The 25,029-nt window shown below is 64.0% G+C and carries 21 protein-coding genes; 13 read left to right on the top strand and 8 right to left on the bottom strand.

Going from position 1 to position 25,029, the window contains the following annotated elements; translation table 11 throughout:
* Positions 1-155 precede the first annotated feature (155 nt).
* From minD to AAEU42_RS11540, 10 genes are all read left to right on the top strand, one after another.
* Positions 156-893: a septum site-determining protein MinD gene (gene minD, locus AAEU42_RS11585; RefSeq protein ID WP_342233715.1), complete on the top strand. Its 738-nt coding sequence runs from the start codon at positions 156-158 to the stop codon at positions 891-893.
* Between the two features lie 872 nt (positions 894-1,765).
* The gene (locus AAEU42_RS11580; protein WP_342233714.1) at positions 1,766-2,182 is read left to right on the top strand and encodes a methylglyoxal synthase; all 417 of its coding nucleotides are present in this window, start codon (positions 1,766-1,768) and stop codon (positions 2,180-2,182) included.
* Between the two features lie 320 nt (positions 2,183-2,502).
* A complete protein-coding gene (gene hisS / locus AAEU42_RS11575) occupies positions 2,503-3,858 on the top strand; it encodes a histidine--tRNA ligase (RefSeq protein WP_342233713.1) in 1,356 nt (451 codons plus the stop codon).
* 110 nt (positions 3,859-3,968) lie between these two features.
* Positions 3,969-4,661 carry an HD domain-containing protein gene (locus AAEU42_RS11570; protein ID WP_342233712.1) on the top strand — a complete coding sequence of 231 codons (693 nt, stop codon included), beginning with the start codon at positions 3,969-3,971 and terminating at the stop codon, positions 4,659-4,661.
* Position 4,662: 1 nt separating this feature from the next.
* Complete coding sequence (locus tag AAEU42_RS11565) at positions 4,663-5,568, top strand: restriction endonuclease (RefSeq protein WP_342233711.1); 906 nt, start codon at positions 4,663-4,665, stop codon at positions 5,566-5,568.
* Between the two features lie 57 nt (positions 5,569-5,625).
* Entirely contained in the window at positions 5,626-6,594 is a 969-nt protein-coding gene (locus AAEU42_RS11560) for an S-layer homology domain-containing protein (RefSeq protein ID WP_342233710.1), read from the top strand.
* Positions 6,595-7,238: 644 nt separating this feature from the next.
* Positions 7,239-8,849, top strand: coding sequence for a peptidylprolyl isomerase (locus AAEU42_RS11555; protein WP_342233709.1), 1,611 nt, complete (start codon positions 7,239-7,241; stop codon positions 8,847-8,849).
* A gap of 44 nt (positions 8,850-8,893) precedes the next feature.
* On the top strand, positions 8,894-10,678 hold the full coding sequence (gene aspS / locus AAEU42_RS11550) for an aspartate--tRNA ligase (RefSeq protein ID WP_342233708.1): 1,785 nt from the start codon (positions 8,894-8,896) through the stop codon (positions 10,676-10,678).
* A 510-nt stretch (positions 10,679-11,188) separates the two neighbouring features.
* A complete protein-coding gene (locus AAEU42_RS11545) occupies positions 11,189-11,920 on the top strand; it encodes a class I SAM-dependent methyltransferase (protein ID WP_342233707.1) in 732 nt (243 codons plus the stop codon).
* A gap of 85 nt (positions 11,921-12,005) precedes the next feature.
* Positions 12,006-14,366 carry a M13-type metalloendopeptidase gene (locus AAEU42_RS11540; protein ID WP_342233706.1) on the top strand — a complete coding sequence of 787 codons (2,361 nt, stop codon included), beginning with the start codon at positions 12,006-12,008 and terminating at the stop codon, positions 14,364-14,366.
* Between the two features lie 328 nt (positions 14,367-14,694).
* On the opposite strand, the gene AAEU42_RS11535 is transcribed toward AAEU42_RS11540, so the two are convergent.
* Entirely contained in the window at positions 14,695-14,841 is a 147-nt protein-coding gene (locus AAEU42_RS11535; protein WP_342233705.1) for a hypothetical protein, read from the bottom strand.
* A gap of 92 nt (positions 14,842-14,933) precedes the next feature.
* Between AAEU42_RS11535 and AAEU42_RS11530 the strand changes: the two genes are divergently transcribed.
* Positions 14,934-15,089 (top strand): toxin-antitoxin system protein, encoded by a 156-nt coding sequence (locus tag AAEU42_RS11530; protein ID WP_342233704.1) that lies wholly within the window; start codon positions 14,934-14,936, stop codon positions 15,087-15,089.
* Between the two features lie 25 nt (positions 15,090-15,114).
* Here AAEU42_RS11530 and AAEU42_RS11525 read toward each other — a convergent pair whose 3' ends face one another.
* The gene (locus tag AAEU42_RS11525; protein WP_342233703.1) at positions 15,115-16,536 is read right to left on the bottom strand and encodes a glycine--tRNA ligase; all 1,422 of its coding nucleotides are present in this window, start codon (positions 16,534-16,536) and stop codon (positions 15,115-15,117) included.
* Positions 16,537-16,936: 400 nt separating this feature from the next.
* Here AAEU42_RS11525 and AAEU42_RS11520 point away from each other — a divergent pair, with 400 nt between their 5' ends.
* On the top strand, positions 16,937-18,175 hold the full coding sequence (locus tag AAEU42_RS11520) for a right-handed parallel beta-helix repeat-containing protein (RefSeq protein ID WP_342233702.1): 1,239 nt from the start codon (positions 16,937-16,939) through the stop codon (positions 18,173-18,175).
* 43 nt (positions 18,176-18,218) lie between these two features.
* Here AAEU42_RS11520 and AAEU42_RS11515 read toward each other — a convergent pair whose 3' ends face one another.
* The 3 genes from AAEU42_RS11515 to rpsT all read right to left on the bottom strand — a co-directional run bounded on the left by AAEU42_RS11515 (position 18,219) and on the right by rpsT (position 19,933).
* Positions 18,219-18,710, bottom strand: a complete 492-nt coding sequence (locus AAEU42_RS11515; protein ID WP_342233701.1) for a GNAT family N-acetyltransferase — start codon at positions 18,708-18,710, stop codon at positions 18,219-18,221.
* Complete coding sequence (locus AAEU42_RS11510) at positions 18,703-19,593, bottom strand: YihY/virulence factor BrkB family protein (RefSeq protein ID WP_342233700.1); 891 nt, start codon at positions 19,591-19,593, stop codon at positions 18,703-18,705. The genes AAEU42_RS11515 and AAEU42_RS11510 overlap by 8 nt, the downstream gene beginning before the upstream one ends.
* A gap of 76 nt (positions 19,594-19,669) precedes the next feature.
* Positions 19,670-19,933: a 30S ribosomal protein S20 gene (gene rpsT / locus AAEU42_RS11505; RefSeq protein WP_342233699.1), complete on the bottom strand. Its 264-nt coding sequence runs from the start codon at positions 19,931-19,933 to the stop codon at positions 19,670-19,672.
* 196 nt (positions 19,934-20,129) lie between these two features.
* Between rpsT and gpr the strand changes: the two genes are divergently transcribed.
* The gene (gpr, locus tag AAEU42_RS11500; protein WP_342233698.1) at positions 20,130-21,029 is read left to right on the top strand and encodes a GPR endopeptidase; all 900 of its coding nucleotides are present in this window, start codon (positions 20,130-20,132) and stop codon (positions 21,027-21,029) included.
* A 621-nt stretch (positions 21,030-21,650) separates the two neighbouring features.
* On the opposite strand, the gene AAEU42_RS11495 is transcribed toward gpr, so the two are convergent.
* The 3 genes from AAEU42_RS11495 to pta form a co-directional block, all read right to left on the bottom strand.
* Positions 21,651-23,099, bottom strand: coding sequence for a peptidoglycan DD-metalloendopeptidase family protein (locus tag AAEU42_RS11495; protein WP_342233697.1), 1,449 nt, complete (start codon positions 23,097-23,099; stop codon positions 21,651-21,653).
* Between the two features lie 322 nt (positions 23,100-23,421).
* Entirely contained in the window at positions 23,422-23,664 is a 243-nt protein-coding gene (locus AAEU42_RS11490; RefSeq protein ID WP_342233696.1) for a hypothetical protein, read from the bottom strand.
* 237 nt (positions 23,665-23,901) lie between these two features.
* Entirely contained in the window at positions 23,902-24,888 is a 987-nt protein-coding gene (pta, locus tag AAEU42_RS11485) for a phosphate acetyltransferase (RefSeq protein ID WP_342233695.1), read from the bottom strand.
* Between the last annotated feature and the right edge of the window lie 141 nt (positions 24,889-25,029).

Below are 25,029 nucleotides of genomic sequence, written 5' to 3'. Positions count from 1 at the left end.
GCTTTTGTCCCGGGGGAGCGTTCTTTTGTGGAAATCGCATCACGAAGCCCATTTTGGGGCCCTGTTTTTATCCATTCTCACACAAGAGAAGGAGAAAAGTTATTGAACTGCCTTTCCTGGCATGTTATAATAGGATATCTGGGAGGTTTTTCATCATGGCAACTGTGATCGCCGTCACCTCCGGCAAGGGGGGGACGGGAAAGACCTCTTTCACCGGGGCTGTCTCCTCTTGTCTGGCGGCCCTGGGACACCGGACCCTCTGCATCGATATGGACGTGGGGCTGCGGAACCTGGATCTTTCCCTGGGGCTGGCCGACCGGGCCCTGATGGACTTCACCGACGTGGTCCAGGGGCGCTGCTCTTTGGAGCGGGCGGTGGTGGAGCACCCGGACATCCAGGGGCTCTACCTGCTCACCGCCCCCCTCACCCTGCCCCAGGGGATTCCCGAGCCCGCTATGCGGGACCTGCTGCGGCAGGCCAGGGAGAAATTCGACTACATCCTGCTGGACGCCCCCGCCGGACTGGGGGAGGGCTTCCGGCTGGCGGTATGCGGGTGCGACCGGGCGGTGGTGGTATCCACCAACGACGCCTCCGCCCTGCGGGACGCCCAGCGGACCGTCACCGAGCTGATGGCCCGGGTGGACCAGATCCACCTGGTGGTCAACCGGGTCCAGCCCAAGCTGCTGCGGCGGCTGCACACCACCATCGACGACGCTATGGACGCCGCGGGGCTGCCTCTTTTGGGGGTAGTGCCCGAGGACAGCCGGGTGATGCTCTCCGCCAATCAAGGGAAGCCGCTGATTCTCTGCGCCAACAAGGGCGCGGCGGTGGCGTATCTGAATATTGCCAGACGCATTGACGGGCAGAAGGTGCCGTTGATGAAAATCAGATAGCGGGGTCTCCGGCGAAACCGTCAGGTTTCGTTGGGGAGAGGAGGAGCAAGGGAGCGGGCGGAGTTTTCCCCGCAGGGGGAAACGGAGCCAAGCGGACTTTGCGACGACGATGGGCAGAAGGTGCCACTGATGCGGATTCGGTGAGGGGCCTTGCGGGAGAGTTTGGGCGTTTGAATGTTAAGTGCTTGCACGTCAAACGTGCGTGATTCTGGGGGACATTTCTTTTCCCGAGGAAAAGAAATGCCGCCCCAGACCCCCAAAGAAAAGTCTCTTGTGCTAACTTGCTCGCAGATTCCCTTTTTAGTAGAAGGTCTACTGCCCGTTGATAGGGGGAAAGGCACGGGAGCGTCTGTGCGACCCGTTATTCCTCTTGCGCCGCTCGCCGCTGACGTGTGCTTGATTGATAGGTGCCGTTTACGTACCCTTAGCCTTCCCCTTGGGGGAAGGTGGCAGCGGTGAAGTCGCTGACGGATGAGGGGAACTAGGGACATGGGAAAAAGGCTCTACCAAACCGATAAGCTCCCCTCATCAGTCTGCTTCGCAGACAGCTTCCCCCGGGGGAAGCCTATTTGACAAACTTTCACCCGTCCAGGCGCGCCTATGAGTTGCAAAAGGTTTCTGTACAGCAATACTCAGCGGCAGCGGCGCTAAGAGAAGCACGAGTTGACAGACGTGAGCGCCGGTCGTTAGGAGCCGCCACCCATAAATTTAGTTCGGCTTTTTTCTTTGGCATCAAAGACCGTTTCTTTTTTCACGAAAAAAGAAATGGGCTTTGCCCCGCCGGAGGCGGGCCCCCGGCAGGGCCGCCCTGCCATCCCCCCGCCCCCGGCGGGCAATCGAGACAACTTCCTGAGAAAGAAGGGTCATAGGATATGAACATCGCGCTTTTGAGCCACGACAGGAAAAAGGAATTGATGGTACAGTTCTGCATCGCCTATTCCGGCATCCTGTCCAAGCACCATATTTGCGCCACCAATACCACCGGGCGGCTGGTGAGCGAGGCCACCGGGCTGCCGGTGACCCTCTACCTCTCCCACGAGCACGGCGGCAGCCAGCAGATCGGGGCCAGGATCGCCTACAACGAGATCGACATGGTCCTCTTCTTCACCGATCCCCAGTCCCACGAGCTGGATCAAGACCTGGACTATATCACCCGGCTGTGCGACCAGTACAATATCCCCATGGCCACCAACGTGGCCACGGCCGAGATGCTCATCCTGGGCCTGGCCCGGGGCGACCTGGACTGGCGCGACATCATCAAGCCGGGAGCGGCACCCTTTCCCACTTGACAGGCCCCGGTTTTTGGGATAAGATTGCCTCAGTTTGACCGCGCAGAGCGGGCATGAGTAGCCGACACACCGCCGGACAGAGAAAGACCCCTGGGGCTGGAAGGGTCTGCGGCAAGGCGTCGGGGAAAGACGGCCCGGGAGCGGGGGCGGAGACGCCCACGGCCCGCCTCCCCGTAACAGGAGGCCAAAGGGCGGCGCTGGAAGGTCTTCCAGCGCCCGCTGAACATGGGTGGCACCACGAAGGCAGGAGCTTTCGTCCCGTGACTGGGATGGAATCTCCCGCCTTTTTTGCGATTTACAACAGGAAGGAAGCGACGAGAATGGAACGCGTGAAAGCACGGACCCTGTCCGGGTTCATGGAGCTGCTGCCCGCGCAGCAGAATCAGTTCGAGCGGGTGCGGGAGGTGCTGGCCGGGACCTATGAGCTGTACGGCTTCACCCCCCTGGACACCCCCGTCATTGAGGCCAGCGAGGTCCTGCTGGCCAAGGCCGGCGGGGAGACCGAGAAGCAGATCTACCGCTTTACCAAGGGGGACAGCGACCTGGCCCTGCGGTTCGATCTGACGGTGCCCCTGGCCAAATATGTGGCCCTCCACCACAACGAGCTCTCCTTCCCCTTCCGGCGGTACCAGATCGGCAAGGTCTACCGGGGAGAGCGGGCCCAGCGGGGCCGGTTCCGGGAGTTCTACCAGGCCGACATCGACGTGATCGGGGACGGAAGCCTGGACATCATCAACGAGGCGGAGATCCCCGCCATCATCTACAAGACCTTTACCGGCCTTGGGCTGGAGCGGTTCCGCATCCGCATCAACAACCGGAAGATCCTGAACGGACTGTTTGCCATCCTGGGCCTCACCCAGCAGGCCGGGGATGTGATGCGGACCATCGACAAGCTGGAGAAGATCGGCGAGGAGAAGGTAAAGGCCATCCTGGTGGAGGACTTCGCCGTCCCCGGCGAGGTGGCGGACAAGCTGCTGGCCGTGCTCCAGGCCGGGGACCCCCTGGGGGCCCTGGAGGAGTTCCGGGGCCGGGACGAGGGCTTCGACCGGGGTGTGGAGGAGCTGACCACGGTGGTGCGCTATCTGGGGGCCTTCGGGGTGCCCGGCGACCACTTCGCCGTGGACCTGACCATCGCCCGGGGGCTGGACTACTACACCGGCACGGTGTACGAGACGGTGCTGCTGGACCACCCGGAGGTGGGATCGGTGTGTTCCGGGGGCCGGTATGATAACTTAGCGGAATATTATACCGACAAACAACTGCCCGGAGTGGGGATTTCCATTGGTCTGACCCGGCTGTTCTACGTTTTGCAGGAGCAGGGGATGCTGAATCCCGACCTGCCCACCGCCCCCGCCGACGTGCTGGTACTGCCCATGACGGAGGACCTCTCCCCCGCCATCGCCTTCGCCACCGCCTGCCGGGCGGGCGGGGTGCGGGCCCAGCTGTACACCGAGCCCAAGAAGTTTAAGGCCAAGATGAACTACGCCGACAAGATCGCCGTGCCCTTTGTGGCCTTCCTGGGGGAGGACGAGGTGGCGAACGGCGTGGCGTCGCTGAAGGATATGAGGTCCGGGGCGCAGGAGAAGGTGGCCCTGGACCAGGCGCCCGGGTGGCTGAAGGAGAAAATTGCCGCCCTGGGGGCGGGGACGCCCATTCGGGAAACCGACCGGGAGTGAGGATGCGCCGGAGGGCCGCCGGGGACAGCGGCCCCTGCGGGGGCGTCCCTTACAGGAGTTCGCCTTGCGGTGCCGCTGTGGGAAGGCAGCGATAAAAAGGAGGCTGCGTTATGGATCGGGCTGAATTTCAAGCCATTGAGGGCTATATGCTCCAGCAGATGGCCGATATGGCCCACGACGCCCAGCACGTCTACCGGGTGTTCTATACCGCCTTGGACATCGCGGGGTGGGAGACGGAGGCCCGCCGGGACATCGTGGCCGCCGCGGCCCTCCTCCATGACGTGGGGCGGGCGGCCCAGGCCAGGGACCCCGCCCTCTGCCACGCCCAGGTGGGGGCGGAGATGGCCTACCGGTTCCTCACCCGGGAGCTGGGCTGGGACGAGGGGCGGGCCGGGCACGTGAGGGCCTGCGTCCTTACCCACCGGTTCCGGTCCGACCGGCCGCCGGAGAGCCTGGAGGCCAAAATCGTCTTTGACGCCGACAAGCTGGATGTCACCGGGGCCATGGGCATCGCCCGGACCCTTCTTTACGCGGGGCAGACCGACGAGCCGCTGTACCGGCTGGACGGAGAGGGCCGTGTCCTGGTGGACGCGGATTCGCCCTCCTCTTTCCTGCAGGAGTACAACTTCAAGCTGCGGGGCATCGCCGGGGGGCTGTACACCCGGCGGGCCCGGGAGCTGGCCCGGGGGCGGCAGAAGGCCGCCGACGATTTTTACGGCGCCCTGCTGGCGGAAGTCACGGGGAGCCTGGAGCGGGGACGGGCGGCGCTGGATGGATTGCTGAGAGAAACGGGGGATTTTTGACATGGCTGTGCCGAAGTATGACCAGATGTATGAGGACTACCTGCGGGTGCTGGAGGACGGGCGGGAGCGGTCCAACCCGGAGATCCGGACCGTGATCGCCCAGGTCAGAGACCTTTCCGAGGAAGATCTGGCGGAGACCTTCACCAGCGGGGAGCAGGTGTTTCGGAACCGGGTGGCCTGGACCTGTGAGTTTCTCTTGAAGGCCGGGCTCATTCAGCGGGTCCGGCGGGGTGTCTACGCCATCACGGCGGAGGGACAGAAGGTGCTGCGGGAGCATCCGGGGCGCATCGACACGGCTTTGCTGCGGAGGTATCCCTCCTTCCGGGCGTGGGACGCCCCCGCCAAAAAGGCCGCCCAAAAAGAGAAACCGGAGATCGCCGCCGGGTACGACGCCACGCCGGAGGAGGCCATTGAAGCCGCCTTCCGGGAGGTGAACGACGCCCTGGCCGAGCAGCTCATGGCGGAGATCATGGCCCAGGACCCCGCCTTCTTTGAGCGGATGGTGGTGCGGCTCCTCCTCAAAATGGGGTACAGCTCCACGGGTGACGGCCACGTCACCGCCTACTCCGGCGACGGCGGCATCGACGGGATCATCAGCGAGGACCGGCTCGGGTTGAGCCGGCTCTACCTCCAAGCCAAGCGGTGGGCCCCCGACCAGACCGTGGGACGGCCCGAGATACAAAAGTTTTCCGGGGCCCTGCGGGATGTGGGCGGGACCAAGGGGCTGTTCATCACCACCGCACGCTTTTCCAAAGAGGCCCAGGAATCCGCCCGGCGGCAGAACATCGTGCTGGTGGACGGAGGACAGCTCACCCGGCTGATGATCGAATATGGGCTGGGGGTATCTACCGTGGCCACCTATGAGATCAAGCGGCTGGACAGCGACTTTTTCAACGACGAAGAATGAAATACGGAGGTGTGAGCCGCCGTGCGCTGAACTCCGGGCGCTGAAAGGAGATTTATGATGAAAAAACGATTGACCGCGCTGGTTTTGGCCGGCGTTCTGACCCTGACCCCCGCCCTGGCGGCGGTCACTGATTACCAGGTGGCGGACAAGTTCCCCGCCGTGGCGGAGTACCCCGGCTATCCCGACGTGGGGGAAAACGACTGGTTCTACGAAAACGCCAGGCTGTGCTATGAGGTCGGGCTGATGACCGGCACCGAGGCGGGGTTCGAGCCGGACAAGACCCTCAGCGAGGAGGAGACCGCCGCCCTGGCCGCCCGGCTGCGCGCCGCCCTCACCGGGCAGGCCATCCCCACCCTCCAGGACGGTGACCCCTGGTACCAACCCTACCTCTACTTTCTGGGCGGGCTGGAGCTGAACATCACCCCCGGCGTGCCCGCCACCCGGGCCCGGTTTTTGACCCTGCTGGGGGCGGTGCTGCCCGACTATGCCCTCACCCCCATCAACGCCATCGCCGCCCTGCCCGACACCGCCGACGTGACGGCGCTGCGGTTCTACAAGGCCGGGGTGCTCACCGGGGTGGACGAATACGGCACCTTCGCCGGGGAGCGGACCCTCACCCGGGCGGAGGCCGCCGGGATGCTCTCCCGGGTGGCGCGGCCCGAGCTGCGCAAGAGCTTTGTGCCCGCCGACTACTCCCCCTTTGCCGCCGCCGGGATGACGCCGGAGACGGCGGTGTTTCCCGGCGTCACCGCCGTGGCCTTTCTGAACGCCGTCAACGGGGCCATCTACAACTACGAGGTGAGCCTGCGGCGGGCCGGGGTGGAGTTCAACTGGCACTACGTGGACGTGGACGGAAAGACCGTGTTGGATGGTGTAAAGGAACAAACCTTGTCGAATTTGGGAGTTTCCGCCGAGGCGGGGACCGAGGCTTACCGGGACTTTGACTATCAGGTCTATTACAGCCGGCTCATCGATCTGATGGGCGGGCCGCTGGGGGCGGAGGAGGCCCCCGGGGCCGGGGCGTAAGGGGTTATTATTCGATTTTTTGCCTTGTGGCGGGGGCGGTTCCTTTTTGCCTTTCCTCTTGCTTGTTGAGAGGAGGGCGGGCGGCTGATAGCCGCCCCTACAGGGAAAGTACAAGTTATGATGGGTGGTGCCGCGGGGCCGTCCAAGGGAAGCCCAGGTTTTGGGCAGTACCGCGTATCCGTTGCGAGGAAAGCCCGGGGTGTAGGCGGTGCCGCGGCACCGTTGTGAGGGGCCGCGTGTTTGTAGGGGCGGATAGTATCCGCCCGGGGCTGCCCTTCAATTAAGAATATGGCTGCGGGACCCCCTCTCAGTCCGGCAAAGCCGGACAGCTCCCCCCAAAGGGGGGAGCCCTTGGCAGTGCCTTTAGTCAAGAACATGTCAGCGGCTGAGCGGCGCAAGAGGGACCACGGGTTGACAGACGCTCCCGCGCTTTTACCCTTAGCCTCGAGCACAAGACCTTCTACTGGAAAGGGAGGCTGTGTTCAGGTTTGCACCAAAAGACTTTTCTTGGAGAGTCTTGGGGGCCATTCTTTTCCTCGGGAAAAGAATGGTTCTCCAGAAAAGCGCACGTCCCGACGTGCTCGCAAGTATAATTAATAGTAATATTTGAGTCAAATAATACGATTTGGAGATGGAGAACGATTATGAAACAGCGAATTTTGGCCTCCGCGCTGGCCCTGGCCCTGCTGGCCACCCCCGCCCTGGCCGCCGAGGGGGACCTCTTTCCCGCCGTCGGGTCGATGCCCGCCTTTGCCGACGTGTCCCCGGCCGGGCCGGGGGCCGGGGAGGCCTGGTACGACTACGAGAGCGTCAAGGTCTGCGTGGAGGCCGGGCTGATGAAGGGCACCGGGGAGGGCTTCCAGCCCGGCGGCGGCCTCACCATCGCCGAGCTGGCCACGGTCTGCGCACGCATCCACGAAAAGCAGGGCGGCATGGCCCTCCCCGAGCCGACGGTGGGGGAGGACTGGTACCGCCCCGCCATCCGGGTTATGGACGAGCTGGGCATTGACACCGGGGCCGACCCCCTGGCCAGGGCCACCCGGGACGACTTCGCCCGGATGCTCTCCACCGTCTGCGCCGGGGACACCCTGAAGGCCATCAACTCCATCTCTTCCCTGCCCGACACCGACAGCGCCGACGCCCTGCGGCTCTACAACGCGGGTATCCTGACCGGAACGGACGACTACGGCACCTTCGCCGGCGGGGGCAGCTTGAGCCGGGCCGAGGCCGCCGCCATGCTGGCCCGGGTGGTCCGCCCCTCCCTGCGCCGGCAGTTCGTCCCGGCGGAGCGGCCCGACGGCGGGGACGACCCGGCCATGCTGATTTTGGGCGTGAGCGGGGATACCACCCTTCTCACCGTCAACGGCAGGGCCGTGCCCGCCAAGGAATACCTCTACTTCCTGGCGGGCGGCATCACGCAGATCGGCCGGTACTTCGGATCGGCGGCCGATATCAACTGGGACGCCACGATGTACGGGATACCCCTGGCCCAGTACCTCAAGGAGGACGCGCTGGATACGGCGGTGCTCTACTCCGTTACGGAGGACGAGGCGGCCCGGGCAGGCGTGACCCTCACCGCCGAACAGACCGCCGAGCTGGACAGCTACCACGCCTACGCCGTGGAGACCTTGGGCAGCGAGGAGGCCTACCAGGCCTATCTGACGAGCCAGTGCATCGACGAGGCGGGCCTGCACCACATCCAGTCTGTGGGCAGATTGTATATGAACCTGGAGGATCACCTCTTCCCCGCCCCAGACCAGAAGGAGCTGGACGCCTATTTGAAGGAGACCGGCATCCTGCGGGCCAAGCACATCCTGGTGAGCGACAAGGCCCTGGGTGAGGAGATCCTCGCCCAGCTCAAGGCCGTGGGGAACAGTGAAAAGAAATTTGACGAACTGGCCGAGCTGTACAGCGAGGACGGCCGGGACAGTGCAGGGCATCTTGCCGCCCCCGACGGCTACGTCTTTAAGCCCGGGGAGATGATAGAGGAATTTGAGGACGGCACCAAAGCCCTGGCGGTGGGCCAGGTCAGCGGGCTGGTGGAGAGCGAATTCGGCTACCACATCATCCTGCGCCTCCCCGTCGACGCCGGCGACGAGCTGTCCATTGGGGGCATGAGCGTCCGGGAGGAGTGGGCCGCGACCCGGATGGACGCCCTGCTCCAGCCCAAACTAGACGCCGCCGTGGTGGAGACCACCGCCCCCTATGACAATTTGGACGTGGAGGTCTTCTGGCTGCTGATGCTGGGCCTGTAAGCGGAAAACCGATCTCACTTTTTACGAAATGGAGTGCTGAAACTATGGAATGTCAAACCTTTTACCGCAGCCACACCTGCGGGGAGCTGCGGATGGCCCAGGCGGGCCAGAGCGTGACCCTGGCCGGGTTTTTGGACAACTTCCGAGAGGTGGGCGCGGGCCTGGGCTTCGCCGTCCTGCGGGACTTCTACGGCACCACGCAGGTGGTGTGCGAGAGCGAGGAGATGGTAAAGACCTTCAAGGGGCTGAACAAGGAATCCACCGTCCAGGTCACCGGCGTGGTGCGGGAGCGGGACTCCAAGAACCCCAAGCTGCCCACCGGCGACATCGAGGTGGTGCCCCAGGCCGTCACCGTGCTGGGGCGCTGCCGCCACAACGAGCTGCCCTTCCAGGTCAACCGCAGCCGGGAGGCCGACGAGGCCGCGCGGCTGAAGTACCGCTATCTGGACCTGCGCAACCCCGAGGTGAAGAAGAATATCGTCCTGCGGTCCCAGGTGGTGGCCGCCCTGCGCTCGGCCATGATTGACCACGGCTTTATGGAAATCACCACCCCCATTTTGACCGCCTCCTCCCCCGAGGGGGCGCGGGACTACCTGGTGCCCTCCCGGAAGCACCCGGGCAAGTTCTACGCCCTGCCCCAGGCCCCCCAGCAGTTCAAGCAGCTTTTGATGGCCTCCGGCTTCGACAAGTACTTCCAGATCGCCCCCTGCTTCCGGGACGAGGACGCCCGGGGGGACCGCTCCCCCGGCGAGTTCTACCAGCTGGACATGGAGATGGCCTTCGCCGGGCAGGAGGACGTGTTCGCCGTGCTGGAGGACGTGCTGCCGCCGGTGTTCGCCAAGTATGGCGCCTATGACACCGCCTCCTCCGCCCCCTTCCTGCGCATCCCCTACGCCGAGGCCATGGAGAAATACGGCACCGACAAGCCCGATCTGCGCATCGACCTGACCGTCACCGACGCCACCGGGCTTTTGGCGGACTGCGGGTTCGAGCCCTTTGCCGGGAACACGGTGAAGGCCGTGGTGGTGTCCGGCTTCGAGGGTACCCGCAAGCAGATTGACAAGCTGTGCGCCGACGTGGAGGTCCAGGCCGGGAACAAGGCCTACTGGTTCCGGCTGGACGAAAACGGCGAGCTGGTGGGCGGCATCGCCAAGTTCGTCCAGGAGAGGAAGGCGGCCGTCATCGCCGCCCTGGGGCTGGAGCCCGGGTGCTTCGTGGGGCTCTCCGCCGGGAAGAAGGGGGCGGCCCAGAAGACCGCCGGGGTGCTGGTGAAGGCGCTGGGGGCCTTCTGCCCCAACCACTTCAAGAAGGAGCAGTACGCCTTCTGCTGGATTGTGGACTTCCCCATGTACGAGATTGGGGAGGAGAGCGGCGAACTGGAGTTCTGCCACAACCCCTTCTCCATGCCCTCCGGCGGGCTGGAGGTGCTGAGGAAGGCGGCCGCGGGGGCCGTGGACCCGCTGGCCATCACCGCCGACCAGTATGACCTCGTCTGTAACGGCGTGGAGCTCTCCTCCGGGGCCGTGCGGAACCACGACCCGGAAATCATGGTGGAGGCCTTCCAGCTGGTGGGCCTTGGCGAGGAGGACGTGAAGGCCAAGTTCCCCGCCATGTACAACGCCTTTACCTACGGCGCGCCCCCCCACGCCGGCATCGCGCCGGGAGTGGACCGGATGGTGATGCTGCTGGCCGGGGAGGAGAGTATTCGGGAGATTATCCCCTTCCCCATGAACAAGAACGCCCAGGATCTGATGATGGACGCGCCGGGATTTGTGACGGAGGCGCAGTTGGAGGAATTGCATATCAAGGTCACTGAGGTGGCGGAGTAAGGGGAGGTTCCTTGCCATCTTGTTGGGTTTGGATTGCGCACGTTCTGCGTGCGAGGAGTCCTGAGGGGAGGTCTTTTCTGGAAAAGACCTCCCCCCAGACCCCCCAGAAAAGCACCCGGGGGAGAGTTTCGACTCTCTCCCCCGGGACCCCCTCTCAACGACCAAAGGAGGGGCGCCTGCGGGCGCCCCTCCTTTGGAAACCTCCTCGGGATGTTCACAAGAGCGTAGGATGACCAAGCCGCCGCACTTTGTGGCGGCGGCTTGGTTCGGTAGGAGGGCGGGCGGATGATATCCGCCCCTACGGGGGTGGGGAAGGTCGGGCGTTTTGGCGGAGGTGTGGGGGAATTCTTGCGGAGGCCCTTGGTATTGGCGGGGGGCTGCCCTCGTACCGCCCACGTAGGGGCGGCTATCAGCCGCCCGAACCCCCTTCCCCGCGGAAAAGCGCGAAAGAAAAAGGAAAGCCGCCCGTCCCCGCCTGTGGGCGGGGGCAGCTTTTATGAGGAGAGCGCTATGAAAGAAAACAAATACGACGATCCAGCGTTTTTTGACGCTTACAGCCACTTCCCCCGCTCGGTGGAGGGGCTGTCCGCCGCCGGGGAATGGCACGCGCTGCAAAAGCTGCTGCCCGACTTCCGGGGGAAGCGGGTGCTGGACCTGGGCTGCGGCTTCGGCTGGCACTGCAAGTACGCCGCCGACCACGGGGCCGCCTATGTGCTGGGCACCGACCTGTCGGAGAAGATGCTGGACGGGGCCAGGGCGCGTAACGGCGGGGACCATATCGAGTACCGGCGGCTGGCCATGGAGGATGTGGATTTCCCGGAAAATAGTTTTGACGTGGTGTTGTCCTCCCTGGCCCTCCACTACGTGGAGGATGTGAAGGCCGTGTTCGGGGCCGTGCACCGGTGCCTCTCCCCCGGCGGGGCTTTCGTCTTTTCCTGCGAGCACCCGGTGTTCACCGCCTACGGCAACCAGGACTGGTACCGGGACGGCGGGGGGAACATCCTCCACTGGCCCGTGGACCGGTACTTCCTCCCCGGGCCGCGGCAGGCCGTGTTTCTGGGGGAGGCCGTCACCAAGTACCACCGGCCTTTGACCGATTACGTGTCCGCCCTGCTGGAAGCGGGCTTCGCCCTCACCGGCCTGGTGGAGCCCCGGCCCGACCCCCGGCTCATGGACGTGCCCGGCATGGCCGACGAGCTGCGGCGGCCCATGATGCTGATTTTGGCCGCGGAACGGAAATAATGTCATTTTTTCTTAATGATTTCCCTATTTGCACCAGCCCGCTTTCCTGATAAACTGGAGACACTAGCTTGAAAGGAGTTTGTTCATGAAACAGACGAAAAAGCGCTTCCTGGCGGGGCTGTCCGCGGCCGCTCTGGCCCTGACCCTCTCCCCCGCCGCCTTCGCCGCCCAGGGGGACGCCCTCACCCGGGGCGAGGCCCGGGACACCCTGCTCTCCGCCGCCGGGGACTACAACGCCGGCGTCACCGCCGCCGACATCCTCAAGGGGGACGAGACCGGCGCCCTCCACGAGGATCGTGAGCTGACCCGGGCCGAGGCCCTGGTGATGCTGGAGCGGGCCTTCGGCGGCCTGCCCGCCCCCGTGGGGGCCAACGCCCGCAGCGCCTTCCCCGCCGAGACCTTCACCGACGTGCCCCAGTGGGCCGGGGAGGAGCTGGCCGGGGTCTTCGGCGCGGGCATCGCGGCGGGCACCGGCGAGGGGCTCTTTTCCCCTGAGGCCCCCATCACCGCCGGGGAGCTGGACACCCTCATCCGCCGGGTGTACGCCCTGGAGGGCAGCAATCTGAAGGACGACTTCTACGCCGCGGTCAATAAGGAGTGGCTGGACGCCGCCACCCTCCCCGCCGGGCGGACCGTCCGGGGCACCATGTACGATTTGATGGACCAGGTGGACCAGGAGGTGGCCGGGCTCATCACCGAGATTGCCGCCGGGACCCACAAGAAGGGCACCGGGGAGCAGAAGATCGCCGACCTCTACCACAACGTGATGGACTGGGACGCCCGGAACGAGGCGGGGCTTACCCCCCTCCAGCCCTATCTGGACGCGGTGGACGCCGTGGAGACCCAGGACGACCTGATCGCCGCCCTGGGGACCATCAACAACGAGCTCCACACCAGCCTGATGCTGGGCTTCGGCCTCACCATCGACCTGAAGGACTCCACCAAGTACGCTGTCGTCTTCGGCGCCATGGCGCCGTCCATGACCAAGGACTTCTACACCGGCGGCACCCAGGCCCAGCAGGACGCCTACATGACCTACCTCACCACCCTGGCCAAGCTGGGGGGCGCCGACGAGGAGGCCGCCCAGCGGCAGGCCGGGAACCTCTACGAGCTGGAGAAAACCTTGGCCGCCGCCATGCTGAACCCCCAGGAACAGAATGACGTGGACAAGATCTACAACCTCTACACCATGGCCGAGCTCCAGAAGGTGTTCCCCAAGGTGGATATGGACAAGGTCTACGCCATGTCCGGGCTGAAGAAGGAGGACACCATCGGCGTCACCGACGTGGGGCTGATCGAGGCCGCCGCCGGGTTCTTTGACGGTGAGCATGTGGAGCAGCTTCGGGACGCCCTGCGGTTCTATCTCCTCATGAACTACGGCGGGCTGCTGAACAAGGAGTTCACCGAGGCCTCCAACGCTTTCAACCAGGCCTACATGGGCATGGAGGGCAGCCAGACCGACGAGCAGCTGGCCGCCGCCCAGGTCCAAAGCCTGATGAGCGGCTACCTGGAGCAGGCCTACGTGGAGAAGTATTTCTCCGCCGAGGCCAAGGCCGACGTGGAGGCTATGATCGCCGATTTCATCTCCATCTACAAGGAGCGCATTCAAAACCTGGATTGGATGAGCGCCGAGACCAAGGCCATGGCCGTGAAGAAGCTGGACACCATGCGGGTGAACGTGGGCTACCCCGACCAGTGGGACGACAGCCTGGACAAAGTGGAGATCAAGGGCGTGGCCGACGGCGGCTCCTTCTTCGACAACGTGATTGCCCTTTCCGGGGCGGGCCGGGAGAAGCTCTTGTCCTACCAGGGCAAGCCGGTGGACAAGGGCGAGTGGATTTTCCCCGCCTTCACCGTCAACGCCGCCTATATGGCCACCAACAACTCCATCACCTTCCCCGCCGGCATCCTCCAGGCCCCCATGTACGACGTGGAGGCCAGCCGGGAGGAGAATTTGGGCAAAATCGGCTACGTCATCGCCCATGAGATCACCCACGCCTTCGACAACAACGGCGCCAAGTTTGACGAGAACGGCAACGCCGCCAACTGGTGGGCCGAGGCCGATTACGCCGCCTTCCAAGCCCTGTGCGACGGGGTGGTGGCCTGGTACGACGGACAGGAGAGCGCTCCCGGCATCACCTGCAACGGCGCACTGACCATCTCCGAGAACGTGGCCGACCTGGGGGCCGCCGCCTGCGTCACCGAGGCCGCCGGGCGGGAGGAGGATCCCGACTACGAGACCCTCTACCGCTCCATGGCCGAGTGCTGGGCCTTCTCCGCCAACCGGGCCTATCAGGAGGTCGTCGTGATGATGGACGTCCACGCCCCCGATAAGCTGCGGGGCAACCGGGTGCTCCAGACCATGGACCAGTTCTATGAGACCTTCGACATCCAGCCCGGGGACGGGATGTGGGTGGAGCCCGAGGCGCGGGTCAGTATCTGGTAACGTACCGCCTGCTGTAAGAAGACGAAAGGGCCCGCCGGCGTCATGCCGGCGGGCCTTTTTTATAGCGTTTCACCTCTGGAAGGCAGGGGGGAACGTAAGAACACCCCGTGGCCGTATTTTGTGGCGGCCACGGGGTTCGTTTTACGCAGGACGGGAGCCGAACGGCGGGCGGCTGATAGCCGCCCCTACATGGAAAACCCAAAGCATGAGCGGTTCCGTGTATCCGTTGTGAAGAAAGCCCGGGGCATATGCGGAACCGCGTATTCGTTGGGGCGGATAGTATCCGCCCGCGCTCCCCTATCCACCAGGCGCACGTTTCGACGGACCGTCAGTCCTCAAACGTCTCCCCTTTGGCGCAGCGATACCCCGCCTCGAAGGCTTTTTGGAGCATATTCATCTCATAGATGGCCAGCCGTTGATAGGCGTCGCTCTCCAAATAGAGAGACCAGGCCCGATATATCTCTTCCTCCGTCATAGCGATCACCCCGTGACCAATTTACACTAATTATCACGAATTGTCAAACTTCATTCGTGCAACATAGTATTATCTCCTGGAGAGGTGACGTGATGAAACCGTTGAAGAAATCCATCAGCATCGTACTGGACGAGCCGGTGCTGGAGGCCGTCCGGAAGCTGGCTGAATATGACGACCGCTCCGTCTCCAGCTATATCAATCTGGTCCTCAAGGCCCATCTGGAGCAAAAAAACGCCGCCGGGAAGTGACCCGGCGGCGTTTTCTTATTTTATTTTAAAAGGCGATGCGCTGGGCGATATAGTCCTTCAGCTCCGCCATGGGGATGCGCACCTGCTCCATGGAGTCCCGCTCCCGGACGGTGACGCAGCCGTCCGCCGGCTCGGTGTCGCTGCCCACGGACTGGAAGTCCACCGTGACGCAGAAGGGGGTGCCGATCTCGTCCTGGCGGCGGTAGCGCTTGCCGATGCTCCCGGCGTCGTCGAAGTCCACCATGAAGTCGCGCGCCAGCTCCTCGTAGAGCTTGCGGGCGGGCTCGGAGAGCTTCTTGGACAGGGGCAGGATGGCGCACTTGAAGGGGGCCAGGGCCGGGTGGAGGCGCAGGACGGTGCGCACGTCGTTCTTCTCGGCGTCCACCACCTCCTCGTCGTAGGCCTCCACCAGGAAGGCCAGGGCCATCCGGTCGGCGCCCAGGGAGGGCTCGATGACGTAGGGGATATAGTGCTCGTTCTTCTCCTGGTCGAAGTAGGTCAGGTCCTTGCCGGAGTGCTCCTGATGCTGCTTGAGGTCGTAGTCGGTGCGGTCGGCCACGCCCCACAGCTCGCCCCAGCCGAAGGGGAACATAAACTCAAAGTCGGTGGTGGCCTTGGAGTAGAAGGCCAGCTCCTCGGGCTCGTGGTCTCTGAGGCGCAGGTTCTCCTCCTTGATGCCCAGGCTCAACAGCCAGTCGTGGCAATAGGAGCGCCAATACTGGAACCACTCCAGGTCGGTGCCCGGCTGGCAGAAGAACTCCAGCTCCATCTGCTCGAACTCCCGGATGCGGAAGATGAAGTTGCCCGGGGTGATCTCGTTGCGGAAGGACTTGCCCACCTGGCACACGCCGAAGGGCAGCTTCTTGCGGGTGGTGCGCTGGATGGCGGGGAAGTTGACGAAGATGCCCTGGGCGGTCTCCGGCCGGAGGTAGACCTCGGTGGAGTTGTCCTCGGTGACCCCCTGGTGGGTCTTGAACATGAGGTTGAACTTGCGGATGTCGGTGAAGTCCGACTTGCCGCAGCCGGGGCAGGTGACGCCGTTGTCCCGGATGAAGGCCACCAGCTCGTCGTTGGTCATGGCCTCGATGTTCACCTCGTCCGTTTTGCCGTTCTCGGCGCACCAGTTCTCGATGAGCTTGTCGGCCCGGTGGCGCATTTTGCAGGCCTTGCAGTCGATGAGGGGGTCGTTGAAGGTGGAGACGTGGCCGGAGGCCACCCACACCTCGGGGTTCATGAGGATGGCGGCGTCGAGCCCCACGTTATAGGGGCTCTCCTGGACGAACTTCTTCCACCAGGCCCGCTTGACGTTGTTCTTGAACTCCACGCCCAGGGGGCCGTAGTCCCAGGAGTTGGCCAGGCCGCCGTAAATTTCGCTGCCGGGGTAGACGAAGCCGCGGCCCTTACACAGGGCCACGATCTGGTCCATGGTCTTTTCGGTGTTTTTCATGGGGGGACACTCCTTTTCCAAATTGGGCCGACAAAAAACGCCCCGAGCCGGTTGGCTCAGGGCGAACGTCAGTCCGTGTTTCCACCTGAATTCGGGGGATGCTCCCCCGCTCTCGAGGCCGGTAACGGCGGCTTCCGGCGGGGCATTTCCGCCCCGCGGCTCACGGGCGCCTTCCCCGTGCCCCAGGGAGCCTTGCACCGTACGGCTCCTCTCTCCTGCTGGGGCGGGCGGGTACTCCTCCCGGTCATCGCCTTGGTATCGTGTGGTATTCTATCATCTTTCCACGGGAACGTCAAGGGGTGGGTGTTACCCCTTGTTCCCATTTGTCACCAAAAAAGGGGGGATTTTTCCCTTGGGGCGTGTTAAGCTGGGGCAAATCGAGGAGAAAGCGGTGTTTGGTATGAAAAAACGGTGGTTGGCGCTCTGCCTTGTCCTGGCGGCGGCGCTGGGGGCCCTCTCCCCCGCCCTGGGGGCGGAGGGGGAGACGCCGGTGGACCTCACCCTCAACGGGTACGCTCTTGAGGTGCCCGCCCTGGCGAGCGGGGGGACCACCCTGGTGCCGGCGGAGGCCTTTCTGGACGCCCTGGGCGGGCCGGTGGTCACCAGCTACCGGGACGGGAAGCCCCTGTCCGGCGGGGTGCTCTACCGGTGGGGGGAGGACGGCGGGTACACGCTGACCGTCCAGTGGTATGACAAGTCCTTTTCCTTGACGCCTGGAGCGGCCGGGGCGGAGCTGCGGGACGGGGTGCTCTGGGTCCCCCTGCGGCCCCTGGCGGAGGCTCTGGGGCTGACGGTGGAGTGGACGGGCCAGGTGGAGCTTTCCTACCCTAAGCGGCGGGTGGAGGTGGACAGTCTGAAGGACCTCTTCCTGGCCATCGCCCCGGACACGGAGATCGTCTTGAAGCGGGGGGACTACTCCTTCGCGGACCTGGACCCCAAAGAGCTGGAGAGCATCGACAGCCCGTATTTCTATGTGGACTACGACCTCTTCGACACCGAATTGGGAGAATGGGGCCTTGGGACGGTCTATCAGGTGGTCATTCGTGACGTGCGGGACCTCCACATCCTGGCCGGGGGCTGCCGGGTGGCCACCCCCTGGGCCTACGCCGACGTGTGGCCCTTCGAGAACTGCCGCCGGGTGAAGCTGGAGGGGGGCACCGCCGTCCACGACGTGGAGCCGGGGTACTGCACGGGCGCCTGCGTCTATGTTGACGACTGCGCGGACATGGAGCTGAGCAGCGTGGTGCTGGACGGCAGCGGCATCTACGGCCTTTCGGCCAACGACAGCCGGAACGTGCGGCTGGCAAACGCCCAGATCACCCACTGCACCTACGGAGCTGTGGCCCTCAGCGGGTGCGAAAACGTGACGGTGGCCAGCAGCCATATCTACCAGAACGAGGGCCTCTTCTCCCTGTTCTCCCTCTACCGGTGCGCCGGGGTACGGGTGACGGACTGCCTCATCGAGGAGAACTCCGCCGGGTCCCTGGCCTCCTGCGACGGCTCCCGGGAGGTGGTGTTCGACGACTGCACCTTCTCAAGCAACTGGTTTGGCGTCGTCAACGAGTACGGCTGGCAGGGCTCCGGCGGGGCGGTGTTCATGGACTGCTCCGCCTGGGGCGGCGGTACCTTCCCGGAATAAGACGACCCGGCCCTCTCCAAACAGGAGAGGGCCGGGTTTCCCTTTATGTACGCTTGGGAAACTTCTCCATCCAGTAGTGGTCGTTCTCCTCCAGGACGGGGACGCCGTTTTCATACTCGTAGCCCAGCTTCTTGTAGAAGGGGTGGGCGGTGATGGAGGCGGAGACCACCACCCGGTCGGCGTTCAGGAAGGCCGCGTCGGCCTCCAGCACCGCCATCATCTCCCGGCCCAGGCCCTTCCCCTCCAGGTCGGGGCGGACGTAGACCGAGCGGATCTCCTGGGCGCCGGGCTTGTCCTCCGCGGGGGCCACCGCCCCGCAGGCGGCCAGGGCGCCGTCGTAATAGCCCACGTAGAAGTGGCAGTCGGGGCTGTCGGCAAAGGCGGCCAGCTCGGCGGTGTCGTACCGCTTGACGTACTCCAGCAGGTAGTCCCGGTCGTAGTCCTTGATGTTCACTTCCAGCATGACCCGCTTGATGAGCTCCACCACCGCGGGGTACTCTTCCCGCCGGACGGGGCGGATGGTCAGGTTATCCATGTTCCTCTTCCTCCTTACGAATCTCTTTATCCAGATAGCGGCGCTTTTTCCGGCCGTACCAGACCCGGTTGACGGCGTTGCCCATGATGACGATGTTGCCGCACAGGTAAAGCCACACCAGCAGTATCACCACCGAGGCCAAGGACCCGTACACCAGGGAATACCGGGAGGACAGGCCGATGAAATACGAGAAGATCACCGAGGCCCCCACCAGGGCCGCCGAGGCCAGCACGGCCCCGGTGAAGATGGGCGGGCGGGGCCGCCCCCGGGGGGCGGTGGCCCGGTAGAGCAGCATGACGAAGAGCAGCACCAGGCAGAACAGGATGAGAAAGCGCATCCACTGCCACTCCCAGGGCAGGGTGACCTCCGCCAGCCGGGGGATGCGGCGCAGCAGGTCCTCCAGCAGGTGGAAGAACCAGTTGCCCGTGAGGACCACCACCAGGGACAGGTAGATGGTCAGCAGGAACAGCACCGAGAAGGCCACGCTGGCCACCACCTGCCAAAGGCCGGTGTAGGTCTTGCGCTCATAGATGTCGTCCATCACGTTCATCAGCGAGCGCATGGCCGCCGAGGCGGAGAACAGCATCATGACGATGCCGCCCAGCAGCAGGGCGTGGGAGTTGTTGCTGGTGATATAGCCCACGTACTCGGTCAGCACCGCCTGGGCCCCCGCGGGGATGATGAGGGCCGCCTCCTCCAAAAGGGAGGTCACGTCCAGATCCAGGGTGCCGATGACGGCGTTGATGCAGATGAGGGCGGGGAAAAAGGAGAGCACCAGGAAATAGGCCAGCTCCGCCGCCGAGCGGGAGACCCGCTTGGTGAAATAGAGGTCCACGATCTCCCAGACGAAGCTGAAAAAGCCGCTCTTCCGCCGTGGTGACAAAGGCCCTCCCCCCTTTCCGCAAAATACAAAAAACCGCCTGCAGCGCAGGCGGTTTCAGGGACTCCCGAAAACAAGCTCAGGCCAGCTTGTTCAGCTTCAGGGTCATGCCGCTCTTCTTGTGCGCGGCGTTGTTTCTGTGCAGGATCCCGTGGACGACGGCCTTGTCAACGGCCTTGACGGCCACTTTGTAAGCGCCCTCGGCCTCGCTGCGGTTGCCTTCCGCCACCGCGGCCTCGAACTTCTTGATGTCGGTCTTCAAAGCGGACCGAGCAGCCTTGTTTTGCAGCGCCTTGGCCTTGTTCACCAGAACGCGCTTCTTGGCAGACTTAATGTTCGGCAAACCAAACACCTCCTCCGAATGACGATATTTAGACATAACATGTCCGTGCAGGTATCTATTTTAACAGACCGGCCTTGAAAATGCAAGATTTATTTTGAAATTTTCCTTCTTTTTTGGATAGGCCCGGCGTTTGGGCTAAAAATAGTACCGCAGAGCTTTTGATAACACCATATCTTGGGGCAAGGAGGACTTGGAATTGCTGAAAAGACGGACGGATCTGGCCCTGGAGGCCAGAGAACTGCTGGGGAAGGAGGCGGAGGGCCTGCCGGGGGTGACCTGTGAGGAGACCTCCGCGGGGGGCTTTCCCCTCACCACGGTGAAGATCACCTCCCCGGAGGGGGCCAAGGCCCTGGGGAAGCCGGAGGGGACCTACCACACCCTGGACCTGGCGGGGCTGGCCCGGCGGGAGCCGGATGCCTTTCCCCGGGCGGTCACCGCCCTGGCGGGGCTCCTGGCCCCCCTGCTGGGCCAGGAGACGGCCGAGGACGTGCTGGTGGTGGGGCTGGGGAACCGGGCCATCACCCCCGACGCGGTGGGGCCCAAGGCCGCCGAACGGACCCTGGTGACCCGCCACATGGTCCGCATGGCCCCCGAGCAGTTCGGCTCCTTCCGCCCCGTGGCCGCCCTGGCGGCGGGGGTGCTGGGCACCACCGGGGTTGAGAGCGGGGAGATCGTGAAGGCGGTGGCCGGCAGCATCTCCCCCAAAAAGATCATCGCCGTGGACGCCCTGGCCTCCCGGAGCCTGGACCGGCTTTGCTCCACGGTCCAGGTGTCCGACACGGGCATCTCCCCCGGCTCCGGGGTGGGGAACCACCGCTTCGCCCTGGACGCCGAGAGCCTGGGGGTGCCCGTCATCGCCGTGGGGGTGCCCACGGTGGTGGACGGGGCCACCCTGGCCGCCGACGTGCTGGAGGAGGCGGGCAAGGGGGAGTTTGACCCCGCCGCCCTGACCGGGGGCGCGGGGGCCGCGCTTATGGTGACCACCCGGGACATCGACGAGCGGGTGGAGGATATGGCCAAGGTGATCGGGTATGCCGTCAGTTTGGCCCTCCAGCCGGGGATGGAGCTGAGTGAGCTGGAGATGCTGGTGGAGTGAGGGCGGTGGGTTTTTATGGCCGTTGGCTCGGGCTTTGGGGTAAGATGCGGCGGGCCGCTGGGGACAGCGGCCCCTACGGGGTGGGGGGTCTGAGAAGAAGGCTTCCCCTGGGGGAAGCTGGCTGCGAAGCAGACTGATGAGGGGGACGTATCACTTTGGTAGAGCCTTTTCCGTTATCCCTAGTTTCCCTCATCCGTCAGCCCTTTGGGCTGCCACCTTCCCCCAGGGGGAAGGCTAAAGACCAACCCTTTGTCAAGAACACGTTAGCGGCCGAGCGGCGCAAGAGGGACCACGGGTCGTACGGACGCTCCCGTGCTTTTCCCCCTTTCTTCGGGCAGTAGACCTTCTACTGGAAAGGGAATCTGCGAGCAGGTCAGCATCAAAAGACTTTTCTTTGGGGGTCTGGGGCCGCAGCGTTGAGAAAATGCGCCGGTGGCGCATTTTTAGTGGAGGCTGGCCGGCTATGCCGGCCAGGTCACCCTTCCCTGAGAACGAAAAGAAACATCCCCCACAAGGGTGCACCTTCCGAGGTGCAGTCAGGCATCCGACCATTCAAGGCACCGCCGCCCGCGCAAAAAAGCGCCGGGAGAAATATTCTCCCGGCGCCTGTTTTGATTCTATTCAGGGCAGATAGTTGTACGGATTCACCGTCTCGCCGTTCAGCTTCACCTGGAAGTGGCAGTGGTTTCCGGTGGCCCGGCCGGTAGCGCCCACCCGGGCGATGGTCTGGCCCCTGTACACCCGGTCCCCGGCGCTGACGTTCACGCTGGAGCAGTGGGCGTAGATGGTCTGGAGGCCGTTTTCATGGTCGATGAGCACATAGTTGCCGTAGCTCCAATAACTGCCGGTGCCCCGGCCGGCAAAGACCACCCGGCCGCCGTCGGCGGCGGCGATGGGAGCGCCGTAGGAGCCCGCGATGTCCAGGCCGGTGTGGAAGCTGTAAGAGCCGAAGATATAGCGGGAGCCGTAGCTGGAATTGATGCGCCCGTAGAGCGGCCACTGGAAGGAGCCGGTGGCCATGGTGCGGGGCCGCTCCTTGGTGCCCACCGCCACCACCTGGGTCACGGGCTCGGTGATCACCGTGGAGGAGTTGATGTTCCGCTGCTGCTCCACGCCGTTGAGGTAGGTGATGTCCGCATTGTAGGTGGCCACGCCCTCCACGCCGGGGGTCAGCACTTTGGTGTCCCCCTGGTACATGGAGTCGTTGGGGACCTCCTCCACGGGGTAGGCCACGGGGCCGTCGTAGGTCAGGTTATCCACCGTCCGCACCGACAGGAAGGGCACCGCCTGGCTGATGGTGAGGGTCTGGCCCACCCACAGCTTGTTGATGTCCACCTCCGGGTTTAGGGCCTGGAGGTCCGCCATGCGCATGTCGTGGCTGTTGGCGATGCCGGAGAAGGTATCGCCGGCCTGGACGGTGTAGTCCACCTGCTCCATGCTGTTGGCGGTGAGGACCTGCCGCATGGACGCCACGTCCTTCAGGGCGCTGGTGGAGGTATACTCCTTGGTCACCACCACCGGCTGGGTAAACTCGGCGGAGATGGTGTTGTCGTTGACGTAGGGGGCCTTCAGGGAGTCCAGCAGAGCGGTGAGGGCGGCCTCGTCGTCGGCGGCGCCGATCATCTGGCCGTTCACCGTCAGCACGGAGGTCTTCATCACCTCGCCGATCTGGTCGAAGAGGTAGGTCTCCACCCTGGCCACCGGGATCAGGTCCTCCCGCAGGGAGATGCCGAAATCGTAGCTCACAGTCTGCTCCAGGGTGTAGGGGTGATCCAGGATGCTGGAGGCCCGGGCCTCCACCCGGTGGATGGCGCTTTCCACCACCTGGCGGTTGTTCACCCGGCCCAGGCTCACGCCGTCCACCGACACCTCGTAGCTGGGGCAGTAGAGGCTGCCCAGGACGGCGGAGGAGGCAATGGAGAGGGCCGCGATGAGGTAGACGGCCGGGTCCAGGCCGGACCGGCGCTCCAGAAAGTTGGGCCGGGGAAGGGCCTGCAGCCGGTCTTTCCAGGTAATCCGGACATGGCTGCGGCGCCGGCGGGGGAGGTCCATCGTCGCGGCCGGAACCATGACACGTTCCGGCTGGGGATAAGGCAGGATCTCATCCACTGGGAAAACCTTCTTTCTGCTTCATCGGCGTATGATCCATTCCACCCCCGATTGTTACGGAGGGGAAACAAAAGATTACAAATGGTTACAAAGGTGATGATACACGTTTTCGTCCCGTTCGTCAAGACATTTCACCTTTTTCGGCAGTTTTGCCCATCTAAGATTTGGGTTATCGCTACATGTTGTGGCCGTATAAAAAACCGCCCTCCAAATGGAGGGCGGCTGGTGCCGGCGGTTTGTCTGCGGCCCTTCCGGCCGCTGAACGGTGTCCCCCCGGGGCGTGTCACATGGCCTGGGCGTCGTGGCGGCGGGCGGCCTGTTCCAGGCGGCGGATCACATAAAGGGAGTCGGTGACCACCTTCACGGGCTTGGAAAAGTCCACAGAGAAGAGGCCCAGGAAGGTGCGGGCGTCCACCTGGAGGCTCTCGTCCTCGGAGGACAGGTAGACGGGGGCGTCGGCGGCGTTCGCCAGCTTTTGGAGCGCCTCCAGATCGGCGAGGGAATCAAACTTGACGTGCATGACCATATGTATCGTGTTCTCCTTTTTGAAGCGGTATGTTTTGTCGGGTTTGTCCCGGAGGGAAATCCTCCCTCTGACAGGACGCTTCGCAGTATATAACAGCGGGAGGGCCATTGCAATATGCAACTTCCACAACATTTCCGTCCCCGAAGGATAAAAACATATCACCCGCCTGATGGCGGAAAACCCCCATAAAACAAGGACAGCCCCTAAACGGGGCTGTCCTTGTTTTATATTTGTCTCTCAGCTCAGGGCGGCGGTGATGATGGCCATGGAGTAGACCTCCTGGGCGTTGCAGCCCCGGGAGAGGTCGTTGACGGGGGCGTTCAGGCCCAGCAGGATGGGGCCGTAGGCGTCGAAGGAGCCAAGGCGCTGGGCGATCTTGTAGCCGATGTTGCCGGCGTTGATGTCGGGGAAAATGAAGGTGTTAGCGTAGCCGGCCACCTTGGAGTCGGGGCACTTGGTGGCGGCCACCCGGGGGGAGACGGCGGCGTCGAACTGGAGCTCGCCGTCCACGTCGAAGTCGGGGTTGGAGGCCACCAGCTTCTCGTAGGCGTGGCGGACCTTGTCCACGTCCTCGCCGGAGCCGGAGCCGTGGGTGGAGTAGGAGAGCATGGCCACCTTGGGCTCGATGCCGAAGACCCGGCCGCAGGCGGCCACCTCGGTGGCGATCTCCACCAGCTCGTCCTCGCTGGGCTTGATGTTGATGGCGCAGTCGCCCATGGCCAGGACCTCCCGGTCACCGGTGGCGGAGGGGCGGACCAGGATGAAGCAGGAGGAGACGATCTTGTTGCCCGGCTTGGTCTTGATAAGCTGGAGGGCGGGGCGGACGGTGTCGGCGGTGGAGTAGGTGGCGCCGCCCAGCAGGCAGTCGGCCTCCCCCATCTTCACCAGCATGGTGCCGAAGTAGTTGGCCTGCATCAGCTTTTTGCGGCACTCCTCCTCGGTCATCTTGCCCTTGCGCAGCTCCACCATCTTGGCCACCATGGCGTCCATACCCTCGTAGGTGGCGGGATCCAGCACCCGGGCGCCCCGGATGTTGAAGCCCTCCCGCTCGGCGGCGGCGTGGACCTCCGCCTCCTTGCCCACCAGGACGGGGGTGAGCCAGGTGCCGGCCAGCAGGCGGGCGCTGGCCTCCAGGATGCGCTCGTCGGTGCCCTCCGTGAACACAATGGTCTTGGGGTCCTTTTTCAGTTTTTCGATCATCGTGCCGAATCCGAACTTTTCCATTTCTGATCCTCCAAATATACATTTTGATACTTAGGTATCAACATTGTCCCATATTATACACCTGATGATGGGGAAAACTCAACGGAGGGGGAAGGATTTTTTCATAAAATTTTTCGCTTTACAAGAAGTATTGTTTTCTCT

Origin of the sequence: Pseudoflavonifractor phocaeensis (assembly GCF_038439875.1) — a bacterium.
In the GTDB taxonomy this organism is placed as follows: Bacteria; Bacillota; Clostridia; order Oscillospirales; family Oscillospiraceae; genus Vermiculatibacterium.
The sequence above is the reverse complement of the archived record's forward strand: the minus strand, read 5'-3'. Positions and strand labels throughout refer to the sequence as shown.